24 protein-coding genes and 4 pseudogenes are annotated in these 25,545 nt (G+C 58.8%); 11 read left to right on the plus strand and 17 right to left on the minus strand.

What is annotated here, in order from left to right:
- Positions 1-2 precede the first annotated feature (2 nt).
- The 9 genes and pseudogenes from ACHMW7_RS29500 to ACHMW7_RS29540 form a co-directional block, all read left to right on the plus strand.
- Positions 3-467 (plus strand): chemotaxis protein CheW, encoded by a 465-nt coding sequence (locus ACHMW7_RS29500; protein ID WP_395448874.1) that lies wholly within the window; start codon positions 3-5, stop codon positions 465-467.
- The gene (locus tag ACHMW7_RS29505; protein WP_395448875.1) at positions 464-1,363 is read left to right on the plus strand and encodes a CheR family methyltransferase; all 900 of its coding nucleotides are present in this window, start codon (positions 464-466) and stop codon (positions 1,361-1,363) included. Before ACHMW7_RS29500 ends, ACHMW7_RS29505 begins: the two co-directional genes overlap by 4 nt.
- Positions 1,360-2,436: a chemotaxis response regulator protein-glutamate methylesterase gene (locus ACHMW7_RS29510; RefSeq protein ID WP_395448876.1), complete on the plus strand. Its 1,077-nt coding sequence runs from the start codon at positions 1,360-1,362 to the stop codon at positions 2,434-2,436. The genes ACHMW7_RS29505 and ACHMW7_RS29510 overlap by 4 nt, the downstream gene beginning before the upstream one ends.
- The gene (locus ACHMW7_RS29515) at positions 2,414-2,803 is read left to right on the plus strand and encodes a response regulator (RefSeq protein ID WP_395448877.1); all 390 of its coding nucleotides are present in this window, start codon (positions 2,414-2,416) and stop codon (positions 2,801-2,803) included. The genes ACHMW7_RS29510 and ACHMW7_RS29515 overlap by 23 nt, the downstream gene beginning before the upstream one ends.
- Complete coding sequence (locus ACHMW7_RS29520; protein WP_395448878.1) at positions 2,800-3,339, plus strand: chemotaxis protein CheD; 540 nt, start codon at positions 2,800-2,802, stop codon at positions 3,337-3,339. Before ACHMW7_RS29515 ends, ACHMW7_RS29520 begins: the two co-directional genes overlap by 4 nt.
- 66 nt (positions 3,340-3,405) lie before the next feature.
- Positions 3,406-3,741, plus strand: a complete 336-nt coding sequence (locus ACHMW7_RS29525; RefSeq protein ID WP_395448879.1) for a hypothetical protein — start codon at positions 3,406-3,408, stop codon at positions 3,739-3,741.
- A gap of 191 nt (positions 3,742-3,932) precedes the next feature.
- Positions 3,933-4,739, plus strand: a complete 807-nt coding sequence (locus ACHMW7_RS29530) for a glycosyltransferase family 32 protein (protein WP_395448880.1) — start codon at positions 3,933-3,935, stop codon at positions 4,737-4,739.
- 21 nt (positions 4,740-4,760) lie between these two features.
- The gene (locus ACHMW7_RS29535) at positions 4,761-5,486 is read left to right on the plus strand and encodes a phytanoyl-CoA dioxygenase family protein (RefSeq protein WP_395448881.1); all 726 of its coding nucleotides are present in this window, start codon (positions 4,761-4,763) and stop codon (positions 5,484-5,486) included.
- A gap of 456 nt (positions 5,487-5,942) precedes the next feature.
- Positions 5,943-6,047: pseudogene (locus tag ACHMW7_RS29540) on the plus strand (transcriptional regulator BetI); the annotation flags it as partial.
- Positions 6,048-6,260: 213 nt separating this feature from the next.
- On the opposite strand, the pseudogene gfa reads toward ACHMW7_RS29540, so the two are convergent.
- The 3 genes and pseudogenes from gfa to ACHMW7_RS29555 all read right to left on the minus strand — a co-directional run bounded on the left by gfa (position 6,261) and on the right by ACHMW7_RS29555 (position 9,663).
- Positions 6,261-6,826: pseudogene (gfa, locus tag ACHMW7_RS29545) on the minus strand (S-(hydroxymethyl)glutathione synthase).
- 56 nt (positions 6,827-6,882) lie between these two features.
- Complete coding sequence (locus ACHMW7_RS29550) at positions 6,883-8,010, minus strand: S-(hydroxymethyl)glutathione dehydrogenase/class III alcohol dehydrogenase (RefSeq protein ID WP_055980154.1); 1,128 nt, start codon at positions 8,008-8,010, stop codon at positions 6,883-6,885.
- A gap of 60 nt (positions 8,011-8,070) precedes the next feature.
- Positions 8,071-9,663 carry an isocitrate lyase gene (locus tag ACHMW7_RS29555; protein WP_310329373.1) on the minus strand — a complete coding sequence of 531 codons (1,593 nt, stop codon included), beginning with the start codon at positions 9,661-9,663 and terminating at the stop codon, positions 8,071-8,073.
- Positions 9,664-9,787: 124 nt separating this feature from the next.
- Here ACHMW7_RS29555 and ACHMW7_RS29560 point away from each other — a divergent pair, with 124 nt between their 5' ends.
- The gene (locus tag ACHMW7_RS29560; protein WP_082496693.1) at positions 9,788-11,188 is read left to right on the plus strand and encodes a short-chain fatty acyl-CoA regulator family protein; all 1,401 of its coding nucleotides are present in this window, start codon (positions 9,788-9,790) and stop codon (positions 11,186-11,188) included.
- A 96-nt stretch (positions 11,189-11,284) separates the two neighbouring features.
- Here ACHMW7_RS29560 and ACHMW7_RS29565 read toward each other — a convergent pair.
- Together ACHMW7_RS29565 and ACHMW7_RS29570 are read right to left on the minus strand one after the other, a co-directional pair.
- Positions 11,285-11,508 (minus strand): annotated as a pseudogene (locus ACHMW7_RS29565) (2-oxoglutarate decarboxylase); the annotation flags it as partial.
- A 522-nt stretch (positions 11,509-12,030) separates the two neighbouring features.
- Positions 12,031-12,234 (minus strand): annotated as a pseudogene (locus ACHMW7_RS29570) (hypothetical protein); the annotation flags it as partial.
- Positions 12,235-13,370: 1,136 nt separating this feature from the next.
- On the opposite strand from ACHMW7_RS29570, the gene ACHMW7_RS29575 reads away from it, so the two are divergent.
- Positions 13,371-13,550 (plus strand): hypothetical protein, encoded by a 180-nt coding sequence (locus ACHMW7_RS29575; protein WP_310329382.1) that lies wholly within the window; start codon positions 13,371-13,373, stop codon positions 13,548-13,550.
- Between the two features lie 17 nt (positions 13,551-13,567).
- Here ACHMW7_RS29575 and ACHMW7_RS29580 read toward each other — a convergent pair whose 3' ends face one another.
- From ACHMW7_RS29580 to ACHMW7_RS29635, 12 genes are all read right to left on the minus strand, one after another.
- On the minus strand, positions 13,568-15,127 hold the full coding sequence (locus ACHMW7_RS29580) for an ABC transporter substrate-binding protein (RefSeq protein WP_055980166.1): 1,560 nt from the start codon (positions 15,125-15,127) through the stop codon (positions 13,568-13,570).
- Positions 15,124-15,744, minus strand: coding sequence for an ANTAR domain-containing response regulator (locus ACHMW7_RS29585; RefSeq protein ID WP_159091614.1), 621 nt, complete (start codon positions 15,742-15,744; stop codon positions 15,124-15,126). Before ACHMW7_RS29585 ends, ACHMW7_RS29580 begins: the two co-directional genes overlap by 4 nt.
- Positions 15,734-16,930 (minus strand): transporter substrate-binding domain-containing protein, encoded by a 1,197-nt coding sequence (locus ACHMW7_RS29590; RefSeq protein WP_055980174.1) that lies wholly within the window; start codon positions 16,928-16,930, stop codon positions 15,734-15,736. The genes ACHMW7_RS29585 and ACHMW7_RS29590 overlap by 11 nt, the downstream gene beginning before the upstream one ends.
- 15 nt (positions 16,931-16,945) lie before the next feature.
- Entirely contained in the window at positions 16,946-17,653 is a 708-nt protein-coding gene (locus tag ACHMW7_RS29595; RefSeq protein WP_082496695.1) for an urease accessory protein UreF, read from the minus strand.
- Positions 17,646-18,140 (minus strand): hypothetical protein, encoded by a 495-nt coding sequence (locus ACHMW7_RS29600; protein ID WP_055980179.1) that lies wholly within the window; start codon positions 18,138-18,140, stop codon positions 17,646-17,648. Before ACHMW7_RS29600 ends, ACHMW7_RS29595 begins: the two co-directional genes overlap by 8 nt.
- A gap of 5 nt (positions 18,141-18,145) precedes the next feature.
- Entirely contained in the window at positions 18,146-18,913 is a 768-nt protein-coding gene (locus tag ACHMW7_RS29605; protein WP_159091613.1) for an urease accessory protein UreD, read from the minus strand.
- A gap of 72 nt (positions 18,914-18,985) precedes the next feature.
- Positions 18,986-19,606: an urease accessory protein UreG gene (gene ureG / locus ACHMW7_RS29610; RefSeq protein ID WP_055980183.1), complete on the minus strand. Its 621-nt coding sequence runs from the start codon at positions 19,604-19,606 to the stop codon at positions 18,986-18,988.
- A gap of 9 nt (positions 19,607-19,615) precedes the next feature.
- Positions 19,616-21,331 (minus strand): urease subunit alpha, encoded by a 1,716-nt coding sequence (ureC, locus tag ACHMW7_RS29615; RefSeq protein WP_055980186.1) that lies wholly within the window; start codon positions 21,329-21,331, stop codon positions 19,616-19,618.
- On the minus strand, positions 21,324-22,025 hold the full coding sequence (gene ureB, locus ACHMW7_RS29620) for an urease subunit beta (protein ID WP_082496696.1): 702 nt from the start codon (positions 22,023-22,025) through the stop codon (positions 21,324-21,326). The genes ureC and ureB overlap by 8 nt, the downstream gene beginning before the upstream one ends.
- Before the next feature lie 38 nt (positions 22,026-22,063).
- A complete protein-coding gene (locus ACHMW7_RS29625) occupies positions 22,064-22,771 on the minus strand; it encodes an ABC transporter ATP-binding protein (protein WP_055980192.1) in 708 nt (235 codons plus the stop codon).
- 12 nt (positions 22,772-22,783) lie between these two features.
- Positions 22,784-24,610, minus strand: a complete 1,827-nt coding sequence (locus ACHMW7_RS29630) for an ATP-binding cassette domain-containing protein (RefSeq protein ID WP_082496697.1) — start codon at positions 24,608-24,610, stop codon at positions 22,784-22,786.
- Positions 24,603-25,439: a branched-chain amino acid ABC transporter permease gene (locus ACHMW7_RS29635; protein WP_055980195.1), complete on the minus strand. Its 837-nt coding sequence runs from the start codon at positions 25,437-25,439 to the stop codon at positions 24,603-24,605. Before ACHMW7_RS29635 ends, ACHMW7_RS29630 begins: the two co-directional genes overlap by 8 nt.
- Positions 25,440-25,545: the final 106 nt, after the last annotated feature.

Below are 25,545 nucleotides of genomic sequence, written 5' to 3' on the forward strand. Positions count from 1 at the left end.
CCATGACCGAGACCAACAAACACGACAACTCGACGCGCGAGCTCATCGCGTTCCGCATCGGCGACCAGGAATTCTGCGTCGACATCATGTCGGTGCGCGAAATCAGAGGCTGGGCTCCGGCAACAGTACTGCCTAAATCGCCGGCCTTCGTGCGCGGCGTCATCAACCTGCGCGGCGCCATCCTGCCGATCGTCGACCTCGCGGCCCGCCTCGGCTTTCAGCCGCCGGAGCCCACCGTGCGCCATGTCATCATGGTCGCCCAGGTCGGTCCGCAGGTGGTGGGCCTTCTGGTCGACGCGGTTTCCGACATCCTGTCGGTAACCGACGACGCGATCCAGCCGACGCCGGATGTCGCCTCCGACATGGCCAAGACCTTCGTGCGCGGCGTGCTGGCCATCGAAGGCCGTATGATCAGCCTGATCGCGCTCGACAATGTCCTGCCGACGCTCGAGCCGATCGCGGCATGAGCAACGTCCAAAACATCGACGCGCCGCGCCACCAGCGCCAGAGCCTGGTGGCGGGTGAGTTCGTGCTCACCGGCGAGGACATGCGGCAGATCGCGGCGATGCTTCACGCCGATGCCGGCATCCATCTGACCGAGGCGAAGGCCTCGCTCGTCTACTCCCGGCTGTCCAAGCGCTTGCGCGCGCTGGGGCTCGAAAGCTTCCGCGACTATTGCGCGCTCATCGCCTCGCGCGACGGGCTCGACGAGCGGCAGAAGATGCTTGCGGCGCTGACCACCAACGTCACCAACTTCTACCGCGAGCCGCATCATTTCGAGCATCTGGCAAAGCAGGTGTTGCCACCCCTGCTCGATGCGGCGCGCCGTGGCGGCCGCGTCAGAATCTGGTCGGCGGCATGCTCCAATGGCGCCGAGCCCTATTCGATCGCGCTGACCATCCTGTCTTTGATGCCCGAAGCCGCCAGCTACGACATCAGGGTTCTGGCGACCGACATCGATCCCAACATGATCGCGATGGGCCGCGAGGGCGTCTATAGCGAGGCTGCGTTGCGCCCGGTGCCACCGGATCTGCGCCGGCGCTGGTTCACACCGATACGCTCGGGCGAAGGCAATGCGTTCGGCGCCACCGAAGAGATGCGCACCATCGTCGCCTTCCGCGAACTCAACCTCATCGGCGCCTGGCCGATGAAGGGCCGTTTCCAGGCGATCTTCTGCCGCAACGTCGTCATCTACTTCGAAGAAGCGACGCAATCGCGCGTCTGGAGCCGTTTCGTACCGCTTTTGACCTCCGGAGGCCACCTCTACATCGGCCACTCCGAACGGGTATCGGGGCCGGCGATGGCGGATTTTCAGCCCGAGGGCATCACCACCTATCGGCTACGCGAGGCAACCGCCTCATGAAGCAGGTCCGCGTACTGATTGTTGACGATTCAGCTACCATGCGCAGCCTGCTTTCGGCGGTGCTGCGTCTTGATCCGGCCATCGAGGTCGTCGGCCATGCCGCCGACCCGCTGGAGGCACGTGAGAAGATCAAGGCCCTCAACCCTGATGTCATCACGCTCGATGTCGAAATGCCGAACATGAACGGCCTCGAGTTCCTCGAAAAGATCATGCGGCTGAGGCCAATGCCGGTGATCATGGTGTCGAGCCTGACCAGCCGCGACGCCACGGCCACGATCACCGCACTGGAGATCGGCGCCTTCGACTGCATCTCCAAGGCATCATTCAGCGATGACAGGGCCTTCGGCGCGTTGCAGGCGACGGTGAAGGCGGCAGCGCGTGCCCAGATTCGCCCGTTGGCGGGGAACATGCACCAGGCCAGCGGACATCGCGAGCAGCCTGCCGGCAATGCCGACTACGTGCCCAATGGCAAGATCGTTGCGATCGGCTCGTCGACCGGCGGCGTCGAGGCGTTGATCGCTGTGTTGTCGCAGTTTCCCGAAAACTGCCCGCCTACCGTCATCACCCAGCACATGCCGGGCGCCTTCACCAAGAGTTTTGCCGAGCGCCTCAACCGGATGTCGAGGCCGCGCGTCAGCGAGGCCGTCGATGGCGCACCGCTCAGCACGGGGCATGTCTATCTCGCCCCCGGCGGCGCCACGCATCTCGAGATCTCGGGCCCGGGACAGTTGCGCTGCCGGCTGCGCAGCACCGATCCGGTCAACGGTCACCGGCCATCGGTCGATGTGCTGTTTGCGTCAGTCGCCAAGGCGACGGGTTCCAAGGCCGTCGGCGTGATCCTCACCGGCATGGGCCGTGATGGCGCAGCGGGACTTATGCAAATGCGCCAAGCGGGCGCTTCCACGCTCGGGCAAGACGAAGCGACCAGCCTTGTCTACGGCATGCCGAGAGTCGCCTTCGAACTCGGCGCGGTCGAGCGGCAGGCGCCGCTGGACAAGATCGCCTCCCACATCCTCGCGCTGACGCGCTCGAATTCCAACGGAGTCAAAAATGTCCTTCCTCGAACACTTTAAGGTCCTTGTCGTCGACGATACGACGACCAGCCGCATGCTCATCACCGATGCGCTGCAGGACATGGGCATTCGCAAGATCGCCATCGCCAAGGACGGCGAGCAGGCCCTGCGCATGATGATGGAGCAGCCCTCCCATATGGTCATCTCCGACTTCAACATGCCGAAGCTCGACGGACTGCAGTTGCTGAAGGCGATCCGCTCCTACGGCCCTACCCGCGCGACCCCATTCATCCTGCTGACCGGCAAGGGCGATCGCCAGCTGCTGGAAGCTGCTGTCGCGCTCGGCGTCAACAACTTCCTGACCAAGCCGTTCACCATACCGGCGCTCAAGAAGGCCATCGAAGCGATCGTTGGAGTCCTTAAGTGACCCTGGTCACCAAAAGCCACCGCATCACGGTGATGCGCGGCGAATACCATGTGGTCCATGAGGGGGACGTCGTGCTGACGACCATTCTCGGGTCCTGTGTCGCCGCCTGTATTCGAGATCCCTTTGCTCAGACCGGCGGCATGAACCATTTCCTGCTGCCCGGCAACAACGGCCGCTCGTCGCTCGATGCCCAAAGTTATGGCGTTCACCTGATGGAGCTTCTCGTCAACGGCCTGCTGCAGCGTGGCGCGCATCGCCACCGGCTTGAGGCCAAACTGTTCGGCGGGGCGCGGACCATCGAGGGCCTTTCGGATATTGGCGCGATGAATGCCGAGTTTGCCGAGACGTTCCTGCGCAACGAAGGCATCAGCATCGTTGGCGGCGACCTCGGCGGAGATCGCGGCCGCCGTGTCGAGTACTGGCCGCTGTCCGGCCGCGCCCGCCAGGTCATGCTCTCCGGCGACAAGGGTTTCGTCGCCCCGGTTCCCAAGCAGCAGCCGGTCGCGCCCTCGGGCGGTTCCGTCGAGTTCTTCTGATTTTTTGAAAGGCCTTCCGTCATGCCATCGCGTGCCAGTGCACTTTGCCATGAGCCCCATACGCCGGTGTCCGAGCTGCTCGGGCGGGTCAGCATCGAGTTGGTTGACATCGCGGCGCAAGTGGAACGGTTGCATCCGCTGGTTTCCGCACAGAGCGGGCAGCTCGCCGCCGGCGACCCGCATTATGCGCAGGCGCTGCAGAGCTTCGATCACATCGAACAGAAATTGCGATGCTTAGCCAGCTATCTTAATGATCTCGGCGCGGCCGCAGCCCCAGGCTGGCGCCTCGAACCTCATGCGGCACTGGCCGCGATCACGCTTTCGGACCTGGCATCACGCTTGGCCGGCCAGAACTCCGAGCCACTGCGCAGTGCATCGCCGGGCGATTTCGAGCTGTTCTAGCCAGCCGCGAACACGTGCAAGGCGCCATCAGCCTCCTCGTCCACGGCACAAGAAGTTGGTTGTTCGACCGTCTGGATCAGACAATCTTCTCTTTCCGGCGCTCGTGCTGATACGGTCGCATTGATGCGCCGCGCGCTGTCGGAAGGGCGCCGCTTGCACGGAGCGCGTATCGCATGTCAAAGGGCGAATAGATGACGACAAGGCCGCAGCGACTCTTCCAGATCATGATCACCAACGGCGACCAGCCATCCGCGGCAACCACCGACACCTTCGCCCGCAACGTCGACTCGTTCAGGTCTACTTACCCCGGCGCCGAATACCAGCGTTATGGCAATGACGAGCTGGTCGCCTTTCTCACCGAGAACTATCCCGAACCGGTGCTGCAGGCCTACCGGGCACTGACACCCTACGCGTTCAAGGCCGATCTCGCGCGCTACTGCCTGCTTCATACCTATGGCGGGCTCTATTCCGACCTGTCCTATCTCCACCTGCGCCCGATCGAGATCGGCGGCCGCTGCGAGATGGTGGTGTTCCGCGATATTGCAGGCCATCCGTCCTGGGCCGTGAGCAATGCCATCATCTATGCCGAAGCCGGAAGCCCCGTGCTCGAGCGCGCCATCGCCCGTGTCATCGAACATTTCAACGCCCGCTTTTACGGCCATTCATCGCTGGAGCCGACCGGCCCCTATATGTTCGGGCGCGTTCTGGCCGAAACGTCCGACTGGACCTCGATCACCTTCGGCGACTCGCCGCGCCTTAACATCGATCGAACCGGCAGGGTCAACATCGTCAAGATGATGCCGTCGGGCGAAATCGTCGCCATTCGCAACAAGACAGCGGAAGGCGAGTTCAGCGATCTGGTACCGTCAGGGGGAAACAACTACAACAGCCTGTGGGGCGAAAGGCGGATCTGGGGCGAGCCCGATACACGCGGTGTGCTTGACCGGCTGCGCTCCAATCTCAAGGCGACACGGGCGCGCAAGCGCCGCTCCCAATGACAGGGCGGGGAATGGATTTGCATGGATCTGAAACTGACCAGCCAGTGCCTGGAGCACGGCTTTTGCGTTCTGCCGTCAGTCTTCGACAAAGCCGAAATCGAGACGTTTCGCACCACTACTGTCGACAATCTCGGCAGCATGGGGCAGACGCGCGACGTCGCGCATTCATACCATCTTGCCGGATTTCACCGTTTTCCGTCCGTGGCGGCGATCCATGCCAGGATCGTCGCTGACGACACGATCAACCGGTTCCTGGCTGCCTATTACGGCGGCAGGCCGTATTTTGCCCTTGGCCTGAACGACATTACCGTCAACCGCTCCCAGCACTGGCACACCGATCTGCTGCGCGGCCGCTACAGCGAGTTCCTCAAGGGCTGTGATCCCTGGGACGAGGCCGTGGGGAGCCTCAAGGCGCTGGTTTACCTGCAGGACGGTGCCAGCTTGCGGATCTTGCCATGCTCTCACCTCTCGCCAACGCCACTGGATGACGCCTTGCTCGAGGCGCTTGCCGAGGCCGCCCGGGACGTCGTTCGCGTCGACGTCAAGGCCGGCGACGTGGTGATGATGGATATCCGCGCGCTGCACCGCGGCTCGACCGACGCGGACATGCAGAGCCCCGCACTCGCGCAAATGCAGAAGATCCTGGTGTCGACCGTCTTCGGTCCGGTCGATTCAGCCTTTGCCCGGGCGATGCAGGTGGGCAACGCCTATCGCATGGCCGACTGGGACAGACGGTTCCTGGCCTGAGCCAAGGCCTTCAGCTTATGAGCCTGACGGGCGTGGCGGACCAGCGAATGTTCCGGGACGTTCGCCGCAGCCCCCTTCTTATGGTGGGCTAGCTGTACGTCCTTTGCATTCTGCGAGCTGTCTGCCGTCTAGCGGTTTTCCTGCGGTTGCCGCCTTGTCTTTGGCTATGTCTTGAAAACAAAATAGCCCGTCGGTTTAGTGCCTGACGGGCTGTTTTGTTTGTTGGTTTTGGTTTCAGGCTTTGGCTTTTTTGTCCCGCTTGGTCGGCTGTCGCCTGCTTGCGGGCCCCTGATGCAGGTTCAACTCGGCCGTGCCGTGCATCTAAATACACAAAAGCCCAGACAAGCTGGGCTGTTTTGTTATTTGGTTGCGGGGACACGCAACTACCGATTCCGACATTTGCTTCAGATCGCAGTTTGACAGAGATAGCCCCAAAAACTTTCGAAGCTCAGCGACATCAGGCGGCAGGAGTTGCGGCGCGCGGCAATGACCGTAATGCAGCGCGAAGGCGCTGCGGCGACCACGCTCAAAAAGGTGGCGACTGAGGCGGGTGCCTCCGAGCCGACACGTCCGAGGCTGAACCAATATGGTCTGAATTCCTTCGCCGCTGGCCGGAGCGTCCTGCGCGGGATCAAGGCTCAGCGTCTCCTCGACGTCCATGAAGATCAACGCCTGTCACTAGGTGCTCTGCATTTGCCACAGGGTCCATCACGAGACAGTCGCGATGGACCCATAGACAAGCCGCAACGGTTCAAGCAAATGCGATCGCTAAGGTCATTTCGTGAGTGCACCCGACTTCTTCGCCGTCCAGGTGGCGATGTAGTCCATCAATCCAGGCGACAGGCAGTCATAAGGCTCGAGGCCGAGTTCCTTCAGCCGGCCACGCACGCCGTCCATCTCCGCGGGATCGACGCCCGCCTCGATGATCGACGACACGAAAGCGGCAAAGCCGGGCTCGGCCCAGCCGGCTTCCTCGAAGCGCTCGGGATGGATGAAGTCGAGGCCCTTGAGGCGTGGTCGCGCTCGACCGGGCCGTACATGTGCACGCCGCAGGCCTTGCAGGCATGGCGCAGGATGAGTGCTGAAGGATCGACGACGGCAAGCTTGTCGCCATTCTCCAGCACCGTCACGTTTTCATGCGCGGTGACAGCCACGACCGAAAACTTGGCGCCTTCCGGCTTCCAGCATTTGGTGCAGCCGCAGGCGTGGTTGTGGGCGACCTGGCCCTTGATCGCCACCTTCACCGGCCGGTCGGCGCAGGCACAGACAAGCGTGCCACCAGTGAAACTGGCACTGCCGGGCCTGACCCCGCCGTCGAGTGCTGGATGTATTGAAGCCATGTCCTGTTCCTCCATGTGATGACAATTCGAGATATGCGAACTCTGACAATGGGGCGCTAGTAAACGACGACGCTGCGGATGCTTTCGCCTGAATGCATCAGGTCGAAGCCCTTGTTGATGTCTTCGAGCTTGAGGGTGTGCGTGATCATCGGGTCGATCAGGATCTTGCCCTCCATGTACCAGTCGACGATCTTCGGCACGTCGGTGCGGCCACGCGCGCCGCCGAAGGCCGTGCCCTTCCAGGTCCGGCCGGTGACCAGCTGGAACGGCCGCGTTGCGATCTCCTGGCCGGCACCGGCGACACCGATGACGATGCTTTCGCCCCAGCCGCGATGCGATGCTTCGAGCGCCTGGCGCATCACCTTGACGTTGCCGGTGCAGTCGAAGGTGTAGTCGGCACCGCCGATCTGGTCGGTCCCACGCTTGGTCAGGTTGACGAGGTAAGGCACGATGTCGCCCTCGACCTCCTTCGGGTTGACGAAATGCGTCATGCCGAACTTTTCGCCCCAGGCCTTGCGCTCATTGTTGATGTCGACGCCGATGATCATGTCGGCACCGGCCAGGCGCAGGCCCTGCAGCACGTTGAGGCCGATGCCGCCGAGCCCGAAGACGATCGCCGTCGAACCGATCTCGACCTTGGCGGTGTTGATCACCGCACCAATGCCTGTCGTCACGCCGCAGCCGATGTAGCAGATCTTGTCGAACGGAGCGTCGGGGTTGACCTTGGCCAGTGCGATCTCGGGCAGCACGGTGAAGTTCGAGAAGGTCGAGCAGCCCATGTAGTGGAAGATCTTGTCCTTGCCGATCGAGAAGCGCGACGAGCCATCGGGCATCACGCCCTGCCCTTGCGTCGAGCGGATCGCGGTGCAGAGGTTGGTTTTCCGCGACAAACAGGACGGGCACGAACGGCATTCCGGCGTGTAGAGCGGAATGACGTGGTCGCCCTTCTTGAGCGAGGTGACACCCTTGCCGACATCGACGACGACACCGGCACCCTCATGGCCGAGAATGGCAGGAAAGATGCCTTCGGGATCGGCACCCGACAGAGTGAACTCGTCGGTGTGGCAGATGCCTGTCGCCTTGATTTCGACCAGTACCTCGCCCTCGCGCGGACCTTCGAGGTCGACCTCCATGATCTCGAGCGGCTTTCCAGCTCCTACGGCAACGGCGGCGCGGGTTTTCATGGATATACTCCGATTATTGTGGTAAAATTATCAGGTTTTGGTAGTTGTAGCTCCAAGATGTTATGAGGCGAATTGATTCATTGTGTTGTGGATGCCGCCTGCCTTGACCGCTGTGTCACCAGCGAAATATTCCTTATGGTCATCGCCAAGGTCGGAGCCGGCCATATTCTGGTGCCTGACGCAGGCAATGGCTTGCCGAATTTCCTGACGCTGGACGTTGGCTACGTATCCTAACATTGCCTGCTCGCCGAAGTATTCTTTGGCGAGATTGTCAGTCGACAATGCCGCAGTGTGATAAGTTGGCAAGGTGATGAGATGATGGAAGATGCCCGCGCGCGCTGCTGAATCGCGCTGGAAGGTTCGGATTTTCTCATCTGCTTCTTGACCAAGTTCCGAACTGTCATATTCCCCGCTCATCAACATCGCGCGGTCATAGCCGGTCAGGTCTTTGCCGGAGGAAAGCCATGCATCAAAGACCTGCTGTCTGAAATTAAGCGTCCAGTTGAAAGACGGCGAGTTGTTATAGACCAATTTCGCATTGGGGATGACTTGGCGGATGCGGTCGACCATGCCGGCGATCTGATCGATATGTGGCTTCTCGGTCTCGATCCAAAGCAGATCTGCACCGTTTTGCAGCGCGTTGACGCAGTCCAGAACGCACCTGTCCTCGCCAGTGCCTTCACGGAACTGGAAGAGGTTCGACCGCAGCCGTTTTGGCCGGAGGACCTTCGGGCCCCGCTTGATGAGGACATCCCCGTTTGCGAAATCGCCTTCCGCAACCTCTTCGCAATCGAGGAAGGAATTGTAGACGTCACCGTCGTCGCCTTCAGCGGCGCTGAATGCGATCTGCTTGGTCAGGCCTGCACCGAGCGAGTCAGTGCGCGCAACAATGATCCCGTCATTGACCCCAAGCTCAAGAAATGCGTAGCGACAAGCGCGGATCTTGGCAACGAAATCCTCGTGCGGAACTGTGACCTTGCCGTCCTGATGCCCGCATTGCTTTTCATCTGATACCTGGTTTTCGATCTGAAGGGCGCACGCACCGGCCTCAATCATCTTCTTGGCCAGAAGGTACGTGGCTTCAGCGTTACCGAAACCGGCATCGATGTCGGCGATTATGGGAACGACATGGGTTTGATAGTTGTCTATCGCATTAAGCGATTGCTGCTCGAGGGAGACGTCTCCGCTCTCTCTGGCCCGGTCCGCTTCGCGGAACATCATGCCAAGTTCACGAGCATCAGCTTGGCGCAGAAAAGTGTAAAGCTCAGCGATTAGTGAGGGAACGCTGGTTTTTTCGTGCATGGACTGATCCGGCAGTGGCCCAAACTCCGAGCGGAGCGCTGCAACCATCCAGCCAGACAAATATATATAGCGACGCTCGGTTGTTCCAAAATGCTTCTTGATAGAGATGACCTTTTGCTGACCGATGAAGCCGTGCCAGCAACCGAGAGATTGAGTATACTTGCTAGCGTCCTGATCGTAGGCAGCCATGTCATTACGTATGATTTTTGCTGTGTACTTGGCGATGTCGACGCCGGTGCGAAATCTATTCTGCAGTCGCATCCGAGCAACCGCCTCGGCGGATATGCCCGTCCAGTTTTTGTTGGCGTTAATTGTATTGCTCGCTTCGTCAGTGATAGCGCGGTATGACATTGTCTCTCCAGGTCCGAAAGCGGATTTCATCGCCCAGCTAGCCTCACGAGCCGAGCATGGCCAGACCCCGCAGTGTCACGTTGTAAAACTTTACAAGCCATTGGTGTAATGCTGTAATGATGTCATGGAGAGAAATGGTGTTTACCTTGGTCCGCGGCTGCGGCGCCTTCGCAAGGACCTCGGCCTGACACAGGCGACCATGGCCGCCGACATCGGCATTTCTCCCTCTTACATTGCGTTGATGGAGAGAAATCAGCGCCCGGTGACAGCCGAGGTGCTGATCCGTTTGGCAAGGGCCTACTCGATCGATGTGTCGAGTTTGACGGAAGACAACGGGGCAGGTCTGATAAGTCGGCTACAAGCCGCAATGAGGGATCCGATATTCGCCGATATCGAGGTTTCACCGATTGAACTGGGGGATGTTCTCAGCAACTTTCCAGGTTTCACCGAGGCGATGCTTCGTCTGTATACTGCCTACAAGAGCGATCAGTTTGCCTTGGCTGACCAGCAACAGCTCGCCGTCAGTCCTGCAATGGCAGACGTTGCCCTCGATCCGGTCGCCTCTGTTCGAGCATTTCTGGCTGCGCGGCGGAACTGCTTCCCTGAACTGGATGCGGCTGCAGAAACCACGGCATCGCACATCAACAATGCGGGCGGACTGATAGCTTTTCTCAAACAGCGTCACGGGCTCAACGTCAGACGGTTGCCCCAGGACGTAATGATGGGCTCGGTTAGAAGGCTTGACCGTCATCGGAGAGAGATCCTGCTGGATGATTGTCTTGACCTCGCGAGTCAGAATTTCCAATTGGCCCAGCAGCTTGCCTATCTGGAAGTCGACGGCGAAATTCGGAAAACTGTCGAAGCGGGTAATCTGTCCTCTGAGAACGCCCGCCACTTGGCCCATCGGGCTTTGGCTGGGTATTTTGCAGCTGCAGTGCTTATGCCCTATGCACAGTTCGCAAATTCTGCCGAAGGCAAGCGATATGATGTCGAGGCAATTGCGCGTCAGTTTAACACAAGCTTCGAGCAAACTTCGCATCGCCTTACCACGCTGCAAAGGCCGGGCCAGGAGTGTGTTCCCTTCTTCTTCATCCGTGTGGACGGCGCGGGCAATGTTTCTAAGAGACTGGACAGCGCTAACTTCCCCTTTGCGCGGCATGGGGGGGGATGCCCGTTGTGGAGTTTACATCAGGTATTCACTTCGCCGAGGGTCGTAGTCACGCAGTGGCTGGAATTGCCAGATGGTCAAAGATTCTTCTCGATTGCTCGTACCGTTAGTTCGGGAAGAGGGGCATATCCGACAGCACGCGTAACTCGTGCCGTTGCATTGGTCTGCGAGGCGCACCACGCCGAGCGGATGATTTACAATGATCGAAATAGTCCCCCCCACTTCACCCCGATAGGCATCTCCTGTCGACTCTGCCACAGATCCACCTGCACGTCCCGATCAGCACCACCGATTAGCCGCAGCATATTGGCTGATGACTACAGGCGCACTGAAGCCCCATTCGGCTTCTCCGATTGATAGGTCGATTGGTGAAGCGAAGTCGAAGGATCGATTCCCACCACCCCCACAAGACCAAGTATAAAACCTACGGGGCGCCAGAAAGGAGCGTCGAGTGGTATAGCCAACGCGGTTGGCGCTGCGGAGAAGCATCTGCAGCAAGTTGGGTGCTGGCTGACGCACCTTGTCGAGCCGTTCCCAAGGGTCTTCGGTCAGGAAGCGCATCGCAACGTCGAAGTTGCCCCCCAGCATCCGAGCGACAAGAGCTGTGGCAGCGCGCGGGCAAGTCCCCGCATCTTGGCGATGTCGTGGGTGCGCACGCGCGTCGCAAGCGGCGACTGTGGCATCGAGCTTCTTGATAGGGTTACGTTCAAAGCCAGGGACTGTCGCAACAATGAGCCACTTTGTCTGGCTGTCAGTCGTCTCTGCGAAGAAATTGCCAGCAAAGGGAAGGCCTTCGAACGGCCGACCGAGGATTCTATGTCGCCGCCAAAGACAAGCGGCGCCTGCGCTTGCCGCTTTTCGTACATCGCAGCGGCCAGCTCTTCTAAATCGTCACCTTCGTAGCGCCCGGACACGATGCAGGTCAGCAAGGGGTCAGTGGAGCCGATCACCCGACCATCGACCCTGCGGACGCCAATGATAGCAACGGGGCCGATCAGGCAGCAGCGAAACGCCTACCGTGAATCTGTGTCGCAATAATGCACAGGGCCTGTTTTCCTCTGAAAGTACGAGACCGAAAGACTGGAATCCTTACGGTACCAATGACCTCTAATGGAGGCACGACGATAAATTCAAGAAAGTTGGCTCTTGATACCCCACGCGGACACAGGTCGAAGATGTGCGACTTGCCGTCCCAGGCATCAGCTGAATCCCGCAGAGTTCGCTCGATCACGGATGGGCGTTGCGTAGCATGATGCCCCATGGAGACGAGGATCATGGCCTGTGAGATATCGATGCGCTGTTCGTACCGCCACCAGGCGTCGCTCCCGGATCATCCATCCGAACGTCCGTTCGACGGCCCAGCGACGCGGCAGAACCCTAAAGCCTTTCAGGCCCTTGGTGCGGGACGATCACAACGATGAAGTCGAGATCGCAGGTCTCATCTATATGCTTGAGCCCGTGATAGGCCACATGCGCAAACGGAATCCCTAAAATCCGATTATCCAAACAGCTTCTAAGCTACGGGATGGCCGTAGCAAGGGGAGCCAGCGGCCGCCATTCAACGAACACGCGATCGTAAACGGCGGCGCGCGCGAATCAACATCGCAGGAAGGCGGCGGCGTTGCTTGGGAGGTTGAGGTCGTGCCGGTCACGCGATCAGGGTCCCCGTAGGCCACGAAGAGCGAGGAATCGAACATAGCGCGATCACCGATATTGCCGTCCACGCCAGCAGTTTGGCTCAGGTCGCTATTCGCCGTACCGGCGCTCCAGCGCGTCGGCAATTCGCTCGCAAAGCAATTCTGAGGTCACGACCGTGAGGTGGAGACGAAGACGAACTCCGTGTGTATCAACTAGGGTAGTGACAATACCGCGGTCAGAGTACTCGGCGAGGTCGAGAACATCGTTGATGATAAAGTCTGGTCTTTCGCGAAGGCTCTTTCGGGCGCACCGGGTTCTCCTCCCAAATTGGTGGCTTTCCAGGCATGCCGAGCCGAACACGCTGGAATTCGGCGTAACTCTCTGCAACGGCTTGAGTGTCGAATAAATGCCGAGTTACTTTGCCATTTTCGACGACCTGGACAATCCATTGGCTGTCGACAGTTTTCAGTCGCACGTCATTCGGTTCTCCGGCAACCATCTCCGTCATCCGTTTCAGCAATCAACATGACATTCAAATCCAGATTTTCTGACAGCACGTCGTCGCTACACGACGGCAATCCTTCGATTCAGTCAGATTCGACGATCTAGATAACGCCGGTGACCATGGCGACGCATGCAACAGCAACAAGGGCCCTGCACCAGGGTTTCGCCACGCGGAGCGGGGCGAAGAAGCCAACCAGCGCCATGCTGCGGCAACCATGGCCCTAAAGCCAAGCGCGACTGCGGTTCCGCGTATAGATCGACAGGCCGATGCTAAGTTACCGGGGTGCCCGCGAAACCGACGGCGCCGCCAAAGGTCATACCGAAACGAGGTAGCCGGCACCAGTGCCCGCCCGTCCAACTGGGCGGCGAACAGACCGACCATGACCCTGGCGAGCATATGGTCGACCCCGCCGCGAGCATGGCCATATCGGTCAATGCGGTAATCGGAGTTCTTTTCATCTTTATTCTCCTTGCATTCGCGTTGTCGTCTTTGATCATGACCGTCGCCTCTTCTTTCGGCGTGGTGTCGGCGGCCGGAGAGCGCAAACAGGCGTTCGGCAAGGGCTCGCGCCGTTGAGGGATTAACTGGTTCGATTAAATGTCTGAATCCGTCCATACGTTCTTGAACGAATGCCAATTCTGCCGTGGGTTCCGGAAGCCCTTGACCCGCGGATGATAGCAGACTGAACCGCGCCGCAAAGTCAGCATCGGGAGGACTGGCAGTTCATTCATGATCAATGAATGCGCATCCCGATACAGTCGGCAACGTTGCTTGTCGTTTGTGGTTTGTCGTGCTTCGTCCAGCAGCCGATCTACATCTGGATTGGAGTAATATCCCGCATTAAAGCCCCGGGGCGAGCTGTTCATAGAATGCAACACCTGCTGTAACCACATATCACATGACATTCCCCAGCTCATCTGTGACATACCTGCGCCCTCCGGCAAACCAGATCGCCACTCGTTGCAGTAGGAAACCCAGTCTTCTGTCCGGACGATCTCGGCTCGCAGCCCGACCGCCTCGAGATTTTCCGCCAGATGCTCGCAGATCCGGACGGGCACGAGCTGACCGGATCCGGCGTTGGCCGTCACAATGCGCAATCGCCACTCCGTAGGGACGCCGGCTTCCGTCAACAGCTGCCGAGCACGATTGGGATCGTATTGGTAGGGGAAACTGTACTCCTCGTCGAAGGCTGGTGAAGCTGGCGGCAGCATTCCAGACGCGACAGCTGTGTGTCCGCGGAAAATGTCGTGGCTTAGCCTGTCGCGGTCAACCGCATGCGCGATCGCGTGACGCACTCGGATGTCGCTCAGGACCGGATCCCGCATGTTGAAAATGAAATACCAGACATAAGGCGCCTGGCCTTCGAGGACGACGAAGCCGCGCCGCACCAATTCGTCGAGATCGCTCCCCTCAAGGCCATAGGCGAGATCCGCTTCACCATCTACCAACGCCCGATAGCGATCTTCAAGGTTTGGATACGGCTTGAACTCAATGGCCTTGAGTTTGGCGCGCCCACCCCAGTAATCCTCGTTCCGACGTAGCCGAACGCCACTGCCAAATGGCGTCGAAAAGCGACTGTCGAAACGAAATGGACCTGTGCCCGGTGCGTGGTCCGCGATGCCTGAACTACCAAGCTTTGTCAGGGCCTCTGGGCTGATGAAGACATGAGCGCCCGGTGCATCCTCCTGCGTCATGTAGCGGAGGAACTCGGGAAAGGGCTCCTTCAGGGTGAGCAGGATCGCCAGCGGCCCTACCACCTCCACAGACTTGAGCGTTTCGAGACCGATCCGGTTGTAATCCGCTGCTAAAGGCGAATATTGCGGCGCATCAGGTTTCCACATTCGCTCTATATTAAACCGCACGGCCTCCGCATCGAACCGAGTTCCATCATGAAACCTCACATCCTCTCGCAATCGAAACAGATACTGAAGTCCGTCGTCGGAGATATCGACCGAAGTGGCAAGCGCGGGTACAAGCCGCGTCGGACTGGCTACTTCATCCTCCAGATCGTCCTCATATAGGCTCTCGAATATCTGCTGGACAACTCTACCTGTATTCCAACCTCCAAACGAGGCCGGCGGATCGATCGCATCTACCTCCCAGTCAAGGGCGACGCGAAGTACAGAGTCGTTGGCGCGTTGAGATGTAATCATAATGCTTCCTTCGGGTTAATTTGAAAATTTGGATCGCTCAACTCGGACCCGCAGGCCAAAACCTGGTCGGCGATTTTGGTCATCGATGCGCGGCCTTCAAGAGACCAGCGCCGGATGCATTGATACGCATTTTCCTCGCTGATCGATCGCTCCGCGGCGAGATGCCGGACCGCGTTGTTCACGACCCGACGCGACCGCAAGGTCTCTTCCAGCTTCGCGATCTTACTGTTCTGCCGCTGTTCGAACCGGGAACGGGAACTAGCAACCGCCAACGTTGACAATATACCGAAAGCGCGGATGGGTTTGCCGATGATGGCCTGCACGTCCGCTTCAAGAAGTTCGCGGACGATCGTGGGGCTCTCATATTCGACGATGCCAATGAGGGTCCCATCGCGACCTCCCGTCAGCGCGCTCATATCGAGCGATGGGTGGCCGCCGAAGATGCAGAAGACGACATCGGCATGAGCCGGCCAACGATCAGGAGCTGGCCACAAAGTGTCGACTTGGCATCCGATCCGTTTCAAATGTCGGACAAGTTCATCACAGGCCGAATCCGGCGGATGGATCACACACGCCCGAAGTTTCCGCAATTCCCGGATCAACGCCTCACCGGACATTGTCCATTTCCTCCTGTCCGTGATCCCGGTCGATGCGGCCGAGGCCCACATAGTTCACAAGGTAAGGGTCCGGTTTCATCGATTTCTTGAATTCGGCTACGACCTCAAATTTCCGCCCAGCTACCGTCTTGCCAATTCTCGGCCAGAGATAAGTATGGCTATTGTCCGGATCCACCATGACAACGCCTTGGGGAGCGGAGACCTCGAGACCCAGTACCTGTGCGCGAAGCCATTCCGGGTCTAGCGTCCCAGCTCGTTCCAGCGCCCGAGCAAAGAGTAGCACGGTAAAATATGCAGCCTCCGCACATGCATCGGCCGGGCGCTTGGCACCAAAACGTTGGTGATAATTGGCGACAAAACTGTTATTTCGCGGCGATTGGACCGTTTCAAAGTAAGGCGCGGAGACGATATGGCCCGGCCGGGGCTCGAACCACATTTCCTGAAGGTGCGCCTCGTTAGTCGTAAGAGAGGCGATCGGCATAACGGCTGGATCGAGTTTCTCGACCGCGTAGGCATCGTAAAGTGCTGCTATTCCCGGCCCCACCACCGTCGAGAAGATTACATCGGCACCGAGCAATCGCGCTTCCTTGATCGCATCCAGAAAGGCATCCCTTTGAGCGCCGAACGGCAGATAATATTCGCCGACGATGCTGCCGCCGATTTCAGAAAGAAGATCGCGCATGATCCTGTTGGATTCGCGCGGGAAGAGATAGTCCGTGCCGACGCACATCAGCTTTCGTCCGTAGCGTGGGAATAGATATTCAGCGAGCGGAAGGTGCAGCTGGTTCGGAGCGGGGCCGGTGTAGATGACGTTCGAGGAATATTCGAACCCCTCGTAGCCGATCGAGTACCATAGCAAGCCTCCGCGATGCTCGACGACCGGAACCACCGCCTTTCGGCTGTAGGACGCCGAACAGCCGAATATGTTAGTCACGCCGCGGTCCATTAAAAGCGAACTGGCGAGCTGGGTGTAGCGCTGCGGATCGGACGCCGGATCAAGGATCAAGGGAGAAATCGGCTTACCCAGCACGCCGCCTGCGTCATTTATCTCCGAAATTGCGAGCAAGGTCCCTTGCAGCTGGGAAATCTCTGCAATCGCCGTGATTCCGCTTCTCGAGTATAGCACACCCACCGGCCATGTACCCTCCGAACGATAGGACTCATGCAGTGCGCCAATGCCGGACATCCTCGTGCCTTCCTGCTATGTTGCAAACAGACGCAGTGGATTACGTTGAAGCTGCAGCATCGCAATTTCCAATTCGAGCGTGGTCGAACTCATGTCGTCCAGATCCAAGGCCAGGGCCTTTTCTGCAGCCTGAACAATGATCGGGACACATTGGCAGAGATGAACCTGCGCTTCGGCCGATCCCATCCGGCCGAGCCGTACGGCTGCCGAAAAGAGACTGCTTGCCGTGCCGCGCAACTCCGCCAGGAGCGTGTTCTCAATGCCCATTCCCCGGGAGGCCGACACCGCTGCTGCCACGACGGCGAGATTTCCGGCCTCGCGCAGTTGCACTTCATGGCAGAATGAACCCAGCACTTGGTGCGGCCAGACCTGAAGGGCAAGTTTCGCCAGCTGGCGACCACACGAGGTCGATGCGTTCCGGGCCGGAACCGACAACTTTGTGGCGAGAAGACGCTCATCTACATAATGCAATTGGTCGAGATCGCCGACCGAAAACATCCGATGTGCGTGAGCGGCAGCAACGGCGTCGCAGCGGCCCGCGCCGTGGAGCAGGACCGCTTTCACGACTTCCGCGATTTGAGCTGAATTCTTAGGAAGCTCCTCTAGAATGCCTTCCAATCCGCTGGAGTGAACATAACGCCCGATCGGCAGCGAACTGTCAGCCAACTGAAGGGCCATTAGAAAACTCGCGTCTATCGCCCTTCCCGCCAACGTTTCATTCATGAGCGTGCTCTGTTTTAAAAAGGGGACGGGAGGCGCCCAGCCGGACGTAGTCGAAACGCAGCGACAGTTCGCCAAGTTTGAGATCTCGAACCGTCTTCGTCATGAGGTCCTCACTCGACAGCATCGGCACGTGGATGGAGCAGGCGTTCACCTCGACCGGTACATGCTGGTTGCCGAATGCGTGGCCGATGAGCGCAGCCTGCCGAATAATATCCGGAACCGAGTTGGTTTGGCTGAGGTCGACAACGAGGGCGAGTTCCTCCGGCCTGCACACGACCACCGTGTGTTCTTCGTTGTTAAATAGAACCGCGCCGTGAAAAAGGTACTGGCTATGCTGCATCGATACCGCAAAATCGAGACCGCGCTTTGTGCGCTGCCGAAGCCGCCGCTTGCCGGCCTCAGTCCAAGAAATGTCGATAAAATCCAATGTGGCGGCGCTGTGAACCACGTCGTCCAAGGCGCCAACTATTCCATTCGAGACAAGCATGGGACCTATTTCCTCCTAGACGGCGCTGGCGCCCCAATCATCTGCATTCGAATCCGTGACCACGCGTCGTCGATGAGCCGCGTCATTGTTGATGACGACAGGGCGAGCACGCGCACGATGATGCCGACAGCCCCGGGCAGGGCCCCTACACCCAATCGAAAATCTTCGCCCGTCATGTCGAGGGACGAAGCAGCATCGTAAACGCCCTTTGCGTTGCCGCCTGGAACGAGTGCCAGCAGCGTTCCCGAATAGAGAAAAGTGCCGAGAGCGCCTCTCATATTGATCGGAATCGTCGTCGGCTCCATGAGCATGCGCTCTGTGAAGAGCGTGCTTCCGTCGACGCTAATCCGAGTTGCAAGTTTGAGGCGGGTGAAAGCGAAAATCTCGCCGCGGGCCAACCGGCCCGGCGCGATGATTTCGCTCGCAATGAGCATGGACCCCCGATCGATATCTATCGTCGTCTCTTGGTCGTAGGAGGATTGCGCCTGCGGTATGATCTGGTCCGGCAGGTATTCAATGTACGACCCCTGCTTTGCCTCCAAATGCACCTTTTGATACGCTGATCCGTCGAGCATCCGGTGGAGCTTTGTCGCAGATGTGCTCGTGACATGAAGTTTTCCGCCGTTCCGCGCAACAATCCGCAGTTCCAGCTTGTCACCGCTAAACACTGCACCCGAGGGATTCAGTACATAGACGAAAGCCATGCCAGGCTGACTTTCGTCCAGAAAAAGGGGTGTGGTGAAATGCAAGGGAAACCTTTGAACCCGCTGCATGAGGTGTGTTTTCCCCAGGCAGTCAGCCGCAAACTCCAGGTTGAGAAGGCCAGACGCGTGCGTCATACTTGGTCACTTTTCCGCACAGCTGAACAAGGCATCCCTTTTTATGGTCGCAAAGACCTCTGCTGCACCCTCCGGCGAACGCAAATTCGTGTAAATGGTAGCCTTTTGAGGGCGGTTGACCAGAACGTCGTGACGGATACGGTCCAGGTCAGCGCCCACATGCGGAGCGAGGTCAATCTTGTTGACAACGAGAAGATCAGCTTGAAGCATTCCAAGTCCCCGTTTGCGCGGGATGTCATCACCGGCGGCGCAGTCAATCACGAAGATCCAATAGTCAACGAGTTCCGAGGAGAATGTCGCCGCCAAATTATCTCCACCGCTCTCAATCAGGATGAGATCGAGCGGATTGTCGCGCTCCAGCGCGTCAGCAGCCTGTATGTTCACCGAAGGATCCTCGCGGATCGCGGTATGAGGGCACGCTCCGGTTTCTACGCCGATGACCAGAGTCTCTTCTATGAGGCCGCTCGCCTTGAGCCGGATGGCGTCCTCCAGAGTCACGAGATCATTGGTGATAACCGCGGGTTTCAATCCCGCCTCATGGATAAGAGGCAGGAGGCGCTCAATTAATCTCGTCTTACCGGAGCCCACCGGACCACCGATGCCGATACGAATGGCCTTAGCGGACATGAAATTCTCCTATTTCAACGTATAAAGGGCGCCCAGCGGCACCTTGCTGGACGGAAGCGACGTGCAATGCTCCCCGTCGACTTCCACTCTGTATGTTTCCGGATCCACCGTTACTTTGGGAACCTTGTCGTTCCAAAGCATGTCTTGCTTGGAGAGTTTTCGTGTTCCAGACACGGGCACGCAACGCGCTCGCAATTCCAGCTTTCCAGCGACGTCGCGGTCGATGGCCATTTGGGACATGAAGCGCAACGAAAGTGACGGAGCAGCGCGTCCGAACCAGCCCCATTGCGGCCGGTAGCGCAGGGGCTCGCAGCAGTAGAGAGAGGCGTTCGCTTCGCCCATCACGGCCATCACCGGGAAGCCTGACTTGAAAACGGCCTCCGGCTTGACGCCAAACATCCCAGGTTTCCATAGCACGAGATCGGCCAGCTTGCCCGGCTCGAGCGAGCCGACATATTTCTCTACGCCGAATATGCGTGCCGGATTGATGGTGTATTTGGCGATGAACCGCTTAATTCTAGTGTTGTCATTGTCGCGACCGGCGTCTTCGGCGAGTGCGCCACGCTGCGCCTTCATGCATGACGCGGTCTGCCAGGTACGACTGATAGTTTCGGCAATGCGACCCATCCCCTGGGAGTCCGATCCTATAGCGCTAATGGCGCCGATATCGTGCAGCACACCTTCGGCCGAAATGGTCTCATGGCGGATCCGGGATTCGGCAAAGGCGATATCCTCCGGCAGTCTTGGATTGAGATGATGGCTGACCATTGCCATGTCAAAATGCTCGTCGAACGTATTAACCGAGTAAGGATTGGTCGGATTGGTCGACGAAGGCAGGACGTTCCCGTACCCACACACCTTGATAATGTCTGGGGCATGGCCCCCGCCGGCGCCTTCGACGTGGTAGGCGTGAATGGTACGGCCGTCGATTGCCTTCAAGGTTCGCTCGAGAAACCCAAACTCATTCAGCGTGTCGGTGTGCAATTGGATTTGCACGTCCGCCTCGTCAGCAGCCACCAGTGCTGAATGGATCGCGGCAGTTGTGGCACCCCAATCCTCATGAATTTTTAGCCCTGCGGCGCCTGCCTCGAGCTGCTCGATCAGGGGCTTATGATTATCCGAGGCCGCCTTTCCCAAAAAGCCGAAATTGAGCGGGAACGCTTCCGCTGCCTGAAGCATATGTCCGAGGTTCACTGTGCCGGTGGAGGCGATCGGAACGGTGGTGGCCCCAAGACCACCGCCGAACAGGGTAGTGATGCCACTGGCCAGGGCCTCTTCGCACTGGCCCGGATCGATGAAATGGACGTGGCAGTCTAGGCCACCGGCCGTAACGATCAGGCCCTCCGCTGCGCGAACGTCGGTGTTGGTACCGACGATCAGTTTAGGGTCAACCCCGTCCATGATCCGGGGGTCGCCAGCCTTGCCGATCCCGGCGATCAGGCCATCCTTGATCCCTATATCGGCCTTGATGATGCCGAGGACCGGATCGATGATCGTGGCATTCGTTATCACCAGATCGAGCGCACCGTCTGCCGCAGTGATATGGCCATGACAGCCGGTGCCCACTCTAAGGGTTTTTCCCGCCCCGAAGACGAGTTCGTCACCCGGAACAAGCAGATCCCGCTCGACCTCCGCCCAGAGACACGTGTCCCCGAGACGGACCCGGTCTCCCGTCGTCGGCCCATACAGCTCAACATATTGACGTCGCGACAGCACCTTAGCCATGGTGAGCTCCCCTGAATCCTTCGGCTGCTGCTCGTGTAACCGCCCTGCGCTTGACTTCCGGGTTGTCCAGGTCACCATCGGTGAGGTTGTTAAGCCCCTCGACCCGCCTTTCGCCACCGATGGCGACAAGGTCGACGGTTTTTTCATCCCCTGGCTCAAACCGGACCGTGGTTCCCGCTGGTATGTCGAGACGAAAGCCGAACGCTGCGGCCCGGTCAAAATCCAGCTCGGCGTTCACCTCAAAGAAGTGGAAATGAGAGCCGATCTGAACGGGGCGGTCGCCAAAGTTGCGAACTATCACACGCGTCGTCGCACGACCGACATTGATCTCTATCCCTTCTTTCGCCAGGCGATAGCCGCCTGGCTCGTCCTCTTCCTCGCTTTCATGGGGCCGACCGAGGGGATCGTGGACACAAACGAGCTTTTGACCGTCCGGAAACATCGGCTCGACCATCAACATTTCCAGAAGCGGCACGACACCCGGCTGAACTTCCTCAGGCTGCAATACGGTGCGGCCCAAAGCCATCAATTCTGAGACCGAGCTACCTCGTCTGGCCCCTTCGTGGATCGCATCGGCTATTACTGCTCTGGCCTCCGGCAAGTTCAGCCGTATGCCTTCTGCGCGGCGGCGCTGAGCCATCCTGGCCGCTGTGAAAACAAGAAGTCTGTCGCGTTCCCTGTTGGTCAGATACACGAGATGCCCTCGCCCATTTTGAAGTCGTTTCAGGATGATCAGAGGCTTATGTGGGCCGCGATCTTGTCATGCGTATCCGGGTCACGCGTGTTTCCGAACCCCGATATTTCACCCTTGTCCAGGAGAACGTATCTGTCAGAAACGGCACGGGTGAACGGAATGTTCTGTTCAACCAAAAGAACGCCGAGCCCAGAACGATCCCTCTCCCTCTTGATGATTTCCACCAGGTTGGTGATAACTGACGGCTGCATGCCTTCGGTTATCTCATCGATCAGGAGTACCTTGGCGCCGACGGAGAGAGAGCGTGCGATCAAAAGCATTTTCTGTTCGCCGCCACTGAGCGTGCCGGCTTTTTGCTGCAACCGCTTGAGGAGGAACGGGAAGCAACGGCGGATCGTCGCCTCCGCCTCGTTCCAGCTAACCGAGCCACGCAGCGCCAAGCGAATGTTTTCCTCGACCGTAAGGTCCTGAAATAACGCCTTTTCCTGCGGCACATAAGCCACGCCAAGCCTAGCAATCTGATGGGGACGACTTTCGCTGATTGCATGCTGCGCCATCGATACGGAGCCTGAAAACTTCGGCAAATACCCCATGATCGACTTGAGCAGCGTACTCTTGCCCATACCGTTCTTGCCCACCACGGCGACGATTTCGCCGTGGGCGATCTTCAAATCCAGGTTCCGTATTACGGTGGCCTGTCCATATCCGCTGCTGAGACCATTCACAGCGAGCACTGCTTCTGTCATGAGTTCATCCTCTCAGTGCCCCGAACCAGCATAGACCGACTTAACGAGTTCGGAATTCACGACCTCATCAACCGACCCGTTAAGAACAATCCGACCTTGATGTAGAACGATGACTCGCGAAGAAATTTCGCGGACGAAGTCTAGATCGTGCTCCACGAGCAGAATGCACAGTTGCTCCGCTTTGGTCAGTTCCACCAGGATCGTTCCGATCAGCGTGCGCTCGGCTTTTGTGAGACCAGCCGTGGGTTCGTCCAAGAGGATCACCTTGGGCTCGAGAGCCAACACCATTGCCAATTCGAGCGCCTGCTTTTTTCCGTGCGACAGCACTTGTGCGGGCAAATGCAGCTCGGTGTGAAGACCGGTGGCCCTGACAACGTGCATGGCAGAAGGCGGCAGGCTGCAGACACCGGATTTCTGCCATTTGGACAAAGGATCTAGGCGCGCCCGAGCAATCTGGAGGCACTCACCTACCGTCAAGGTGTCGAAAACGTTGGCCATTTGGAACTTGCGGCCCACACCGAGACCTACGCACTCTTCAGGCGGACGATGGCCGATGTCCTGGCCAGCGACCGAAATCGTGCCACCGCTACGCTTTGAGCCGTCGGCGATGCAGGTCATGAGGGTCGTCTTGCCGGCACCGTTTGGCCCCACGAGACTAACGATCTCGCCATAGGTGGCTTCGAAATCGATGCCGGACAGAACTTCCAGACTACCATATCGCTTTTCCACCCCGCTCACTATAAGCGCGGGTCCGCTGGACTCGGCCGCAATGATGTTGCGCTCGCTCCTGCTTGCCTTGTGCAGCTGGAGCTGGGCGTATTGCTGAGGCTGAGCTTTTCCGGTGCGAACGCGTAACCAGTTGGCGGCATGCGAAACCAAGGGCAGGATACCGCGCGGCAGGGCGACGATGACCGAAACGAAGACTATTCCGATGACAAGCTTCCACACGAAGGGAAAATCGCCCTGCAGCTGCGCACTGGCATAGTCGATAATAATCGTTCCGATCACTGGGCCAAACAGCGTACCACGCCCGCCCAATGCAACCCAGATCAGAAGCTCGGTTCCGAACGTGAAGCCAGCGATTTCGGGGGCGACCACCATCGTGTAGTTAGCGTACATCCAGCCTGCAATCGCGCCGATTGCTGCACAGATCAGAAAGATCACTGCCTTAATGTTTGAGGTGTTTAAGCCGAGATACTTGCAACGTTGCTCATTTTCCCGGATCGCGATCAGAAGCCGCCCGGCGTCGCTGCGCGTGTACATCCAAGCCGCTGACGTCAGTACGACTAGCCAGACTCCGACAGCCCAGAACCACGCCTCAGAGCTGAGCGGGATTGTTTCGAAGCCGGTCAGGCCGCTGCTTGAGCCCGTGTAGGTTCCGCCGGAAAATAGAACCTGCGTGACGATGATCGGCAGGACGAGGGTGATCACGGACGCATAGAGCGACGAAGCGCCATGCCAGAAGGCAAGGAATGCCACCAACCCGGCGAGGGCGACTGCGACTGCGATGCCGATCAAGACGGCGGCCAAGGCATTTCCGGCCGAAAAGCCGCCATAGGTAAAGACCAATGCCGTTGCGTAGGCGCCGGCCGCGAAGAATGCCGACTGACCGAAAGTCAGAACTCCGAGGTAGCCCCACAGAATGTCGACCGAGAGCGCGATTGATGCATAAATCATCGACCTTACGAGGACGTTCACGGAATAGGCGTCCATGAAGAAGGGCGCGGCGCCAACCCCGATCAGACAGATCGCGGCGATGACCACCATCCTTGTCAGCGGGGCGATCTGCGGTCGTTGAATGGAAGCGCTTCCAAGTTCCTTCACGTTTGCGTCACTCATAAGAAAACCCCTGCGGACGGATGCGAAGTATGACAGCGGCCAGCGCAGCAATCGTCATGCCGCCGAGGACCGAACCGAAATAATTGCTCACAATGACTTGGGCGCCCCCCAGGACAACGCTCGCGACAGCCAGGCTATAGAGGGAGGAGCCCGAAACGAGCACGAGCATGAAAGCGCTGATCAGCCAGGCAACGCCCATGTTTGGATCGACGCTGGACAGTGGAGTTATCAGAGCTCCGGCCACCGCCGCCAAACCGGAGCCGAGCGTAAATGTGATGGAGCGAACTAAGCCGCTGTTGATGCCGAGCCCGCGCGCGAGGTCCTCGTTCATAATGACCGCGCGTGTGGAGAGGCCCAGTGAGGTGCCCCGAAGCGCCATCGTCAAGCCGACGCCGAGCAGCAGCGCAACGGCTGTCAGGATCAACCGATAGGTTGAGTAAGGCTCACCCAAGATACTGATCACGCCTCTGATCGGAGGCTCAGCGAAATGGACACCGCGATCGAAGACCAGGGTAATAACCTGCCCAATGATAATGCTCAGGCCCCACGTCGCCAGAATGGCATCGAGGGGGCGATCATAGAGCGAGCGCACGACGACACGTTCCATTCCGAGACCGACAATTCCGCCGAAAATCGCCGCCAGGGGTATACCGATCCAAGGATTCATCCCCATCGCGGTGGCGATGACGGCGGCATAGCCCCCAAGCGTCATCAATCCGCCGTGTGCGAAGTTTATGAGCTTCATGACGCCGAACACAAGCAGCAATCCCGAAGATACGATGTATAAGATTGCTGCAGTCGTTATGATATCAAGTAGTACCGGAACCATCTAAGTCTCCGAAGTTTCCTCTGTAGCGAGCTGTATTGAACTTCCGAGTGATCGATGACGAAAGATGGGTTCGTACATCGCCGCGTCTGAGGGTCAACACAGCATC

Source organism: Aminobacter sp. UC22_36, from assembly GCF_044056035.1.
Lineage (GTDB): Bacteria > Pseudomonadota > Alphaproteobacteria > Rhizobiales > Rhizobiaceae > Aminobacter.

Excerpts from the sequence above, each read along its gene's own strand:
- ACHMW7_RS29500 (WP_395448874.1), top strand. The coding sequence starts at position 3 with ATGACCGAGACCAACAAACACGACAACTCGACGCGCGAGCTCATCGCG.
- ACHMW7_RS29505 (WP_395448875.1), top strand. The coding sequence starts at position 464 with ATGAGCAACGTCCAAAACATCGACGCGCCGCGCCACCAGCGCCAGAGC.
- ACHMW7_RS29510 (WP_395448876.1), top strand. The coding sequence starts at position 1,360 with ATGAAGCAGGTCCGCGTACTGATTGTTGACGATTCAGCTACCATGCGC.
- ACHMW7_RS29515 (WP_395448877.1), top strand. The coding sequence starts at position 2,414 with ATGTCCTTCCTCGAACACTTTAAGGTCCTTGTCGTCGACGATACGACG.
- ACHMW7_RS29530 (WP_395448880.1), top strand. The coding sequence starts at position 3,933 with ATGACGACAAGGCCGCAGCGACTCTTCCAGATCATGATCACCAACGGC.
- ACHMW7_RS29535 (WP_395448881.1), top strand. The coding sequence starts at position 4,761 with ATGGATCTGAAACTGACCAGCCAGTGCCTGGAGCACGGCTTTTGCGTT.
- ACHMW7_RS29550 (WP_055980154.1), bottom strand. The coding sequence starts at position 8,010 with ATGAAAACCCGCGCCGCCGTTGCCGTAGGAGCTGGAAAGCCGCTCGAG.
- ACHMW7_RS29555 (WP_310329373.1), bottom strand. The coding sequence starts at position 9,663 with ATGTCATACCGCGCTATCACTGACGAAGCGAGCAATACAATTAACGCC.
- ACHMW7_RS29560 (WP_082496693.1), top strand. The coding sequence starts at position 9,788 with ATGGAGAGAAATGGTGTTTACCTTGGTCCGCGGCTGCGGCGCCTTCGC.
- ACHMW7_RS29575 (WP_310329382.1), top strand. The coding sequence starts at position 13,371 with ATGGTCGACCCCGCCGCGAGCATGGCCATATCGGTCAATGCGGTAATC.
- ACHMW7_RS29580 (WP_055980166.1), bottom strand. The coding sequence starts at position 15,127 with ATGATTACATCTCAACGCGCCAACGACTCTGTACTTCGCGTCGCCCTT.
- ACHMW7_RS29585 (WP_159091614.1), bottom strand. The coding sequence starts at position 15,744 with ATGTCCGGTGAGGCGTTGATCCGGGAATTGCGGAAACTTCGGGCGTGT.
- ACHMW7_RS29590 (WP_055980174.1), bottom strand. The coding sequence starts at position 16,930 with ATGTCCGGCATTGGCGCACTGCATGAGTCCTATCGTTCGGAGGGTACA.
- ACHMW7_RS29595 (WP_082496695.1), bottom strand. The coding sequence starts at position 17,653 with ATGAATGAAACGTTGGCGGGAAGGGCGATAGACGCGAGTTTTCTAATG.
- ACHMW7_RS29600 (WP_055980179.1), bottom strand. The coding sequence starts at position 18,140 with ATGCTTGTCTCGAATGGAATAGTTGGCGCCTTGGACGACGTGGTTCAC.
- ACHMW7_RS29605 (WP_159091613.1), bottom strand. The coding sequence starts at position 18,913 with ATGCAGCGGGTTCAAAGGTTTCCCTTGCATTTCACCACACCCCTTTTT.
- ureG (WP_055980183.1), bottom strand. The coding sequence starts at position 19,606 with ATGTCCGCTAAGGCCATTCGTATCGGCATCGGTGGTCCGGTGGGCTCC.
- ureC (WP_055980186.1), bottom strand. The coding sequence starts at position 21,331 with ATGGCTAAGGTGCTGTCGCGACGTCAATATGTTGAGCTGTATGGGCCG.
- ACHMW7_RS29625 (WP_055980192.1), bottom strand. The coding sequence starts at position 22,771 with ATGACAGAAGCAGTGCTCGCTGTGAATGGTCTCAGCAGCGGATATGGA.
- ACHMW7_RS29630 (WP_082496697.1), bottom strand. The coding sequence starts at position 24,610 with ATGAGTGACGCAAACGTGAAGGAACTTGGAAGCGCTTCCATTCAACGA.
- ACHMW7_RS29635 (WP_055980195.1), bottom strand. The coding sequence starts at position 25,439 with ATGGTTCCGGTACTACTTGATATCATAACGACTGCAGCAATCTTATAC.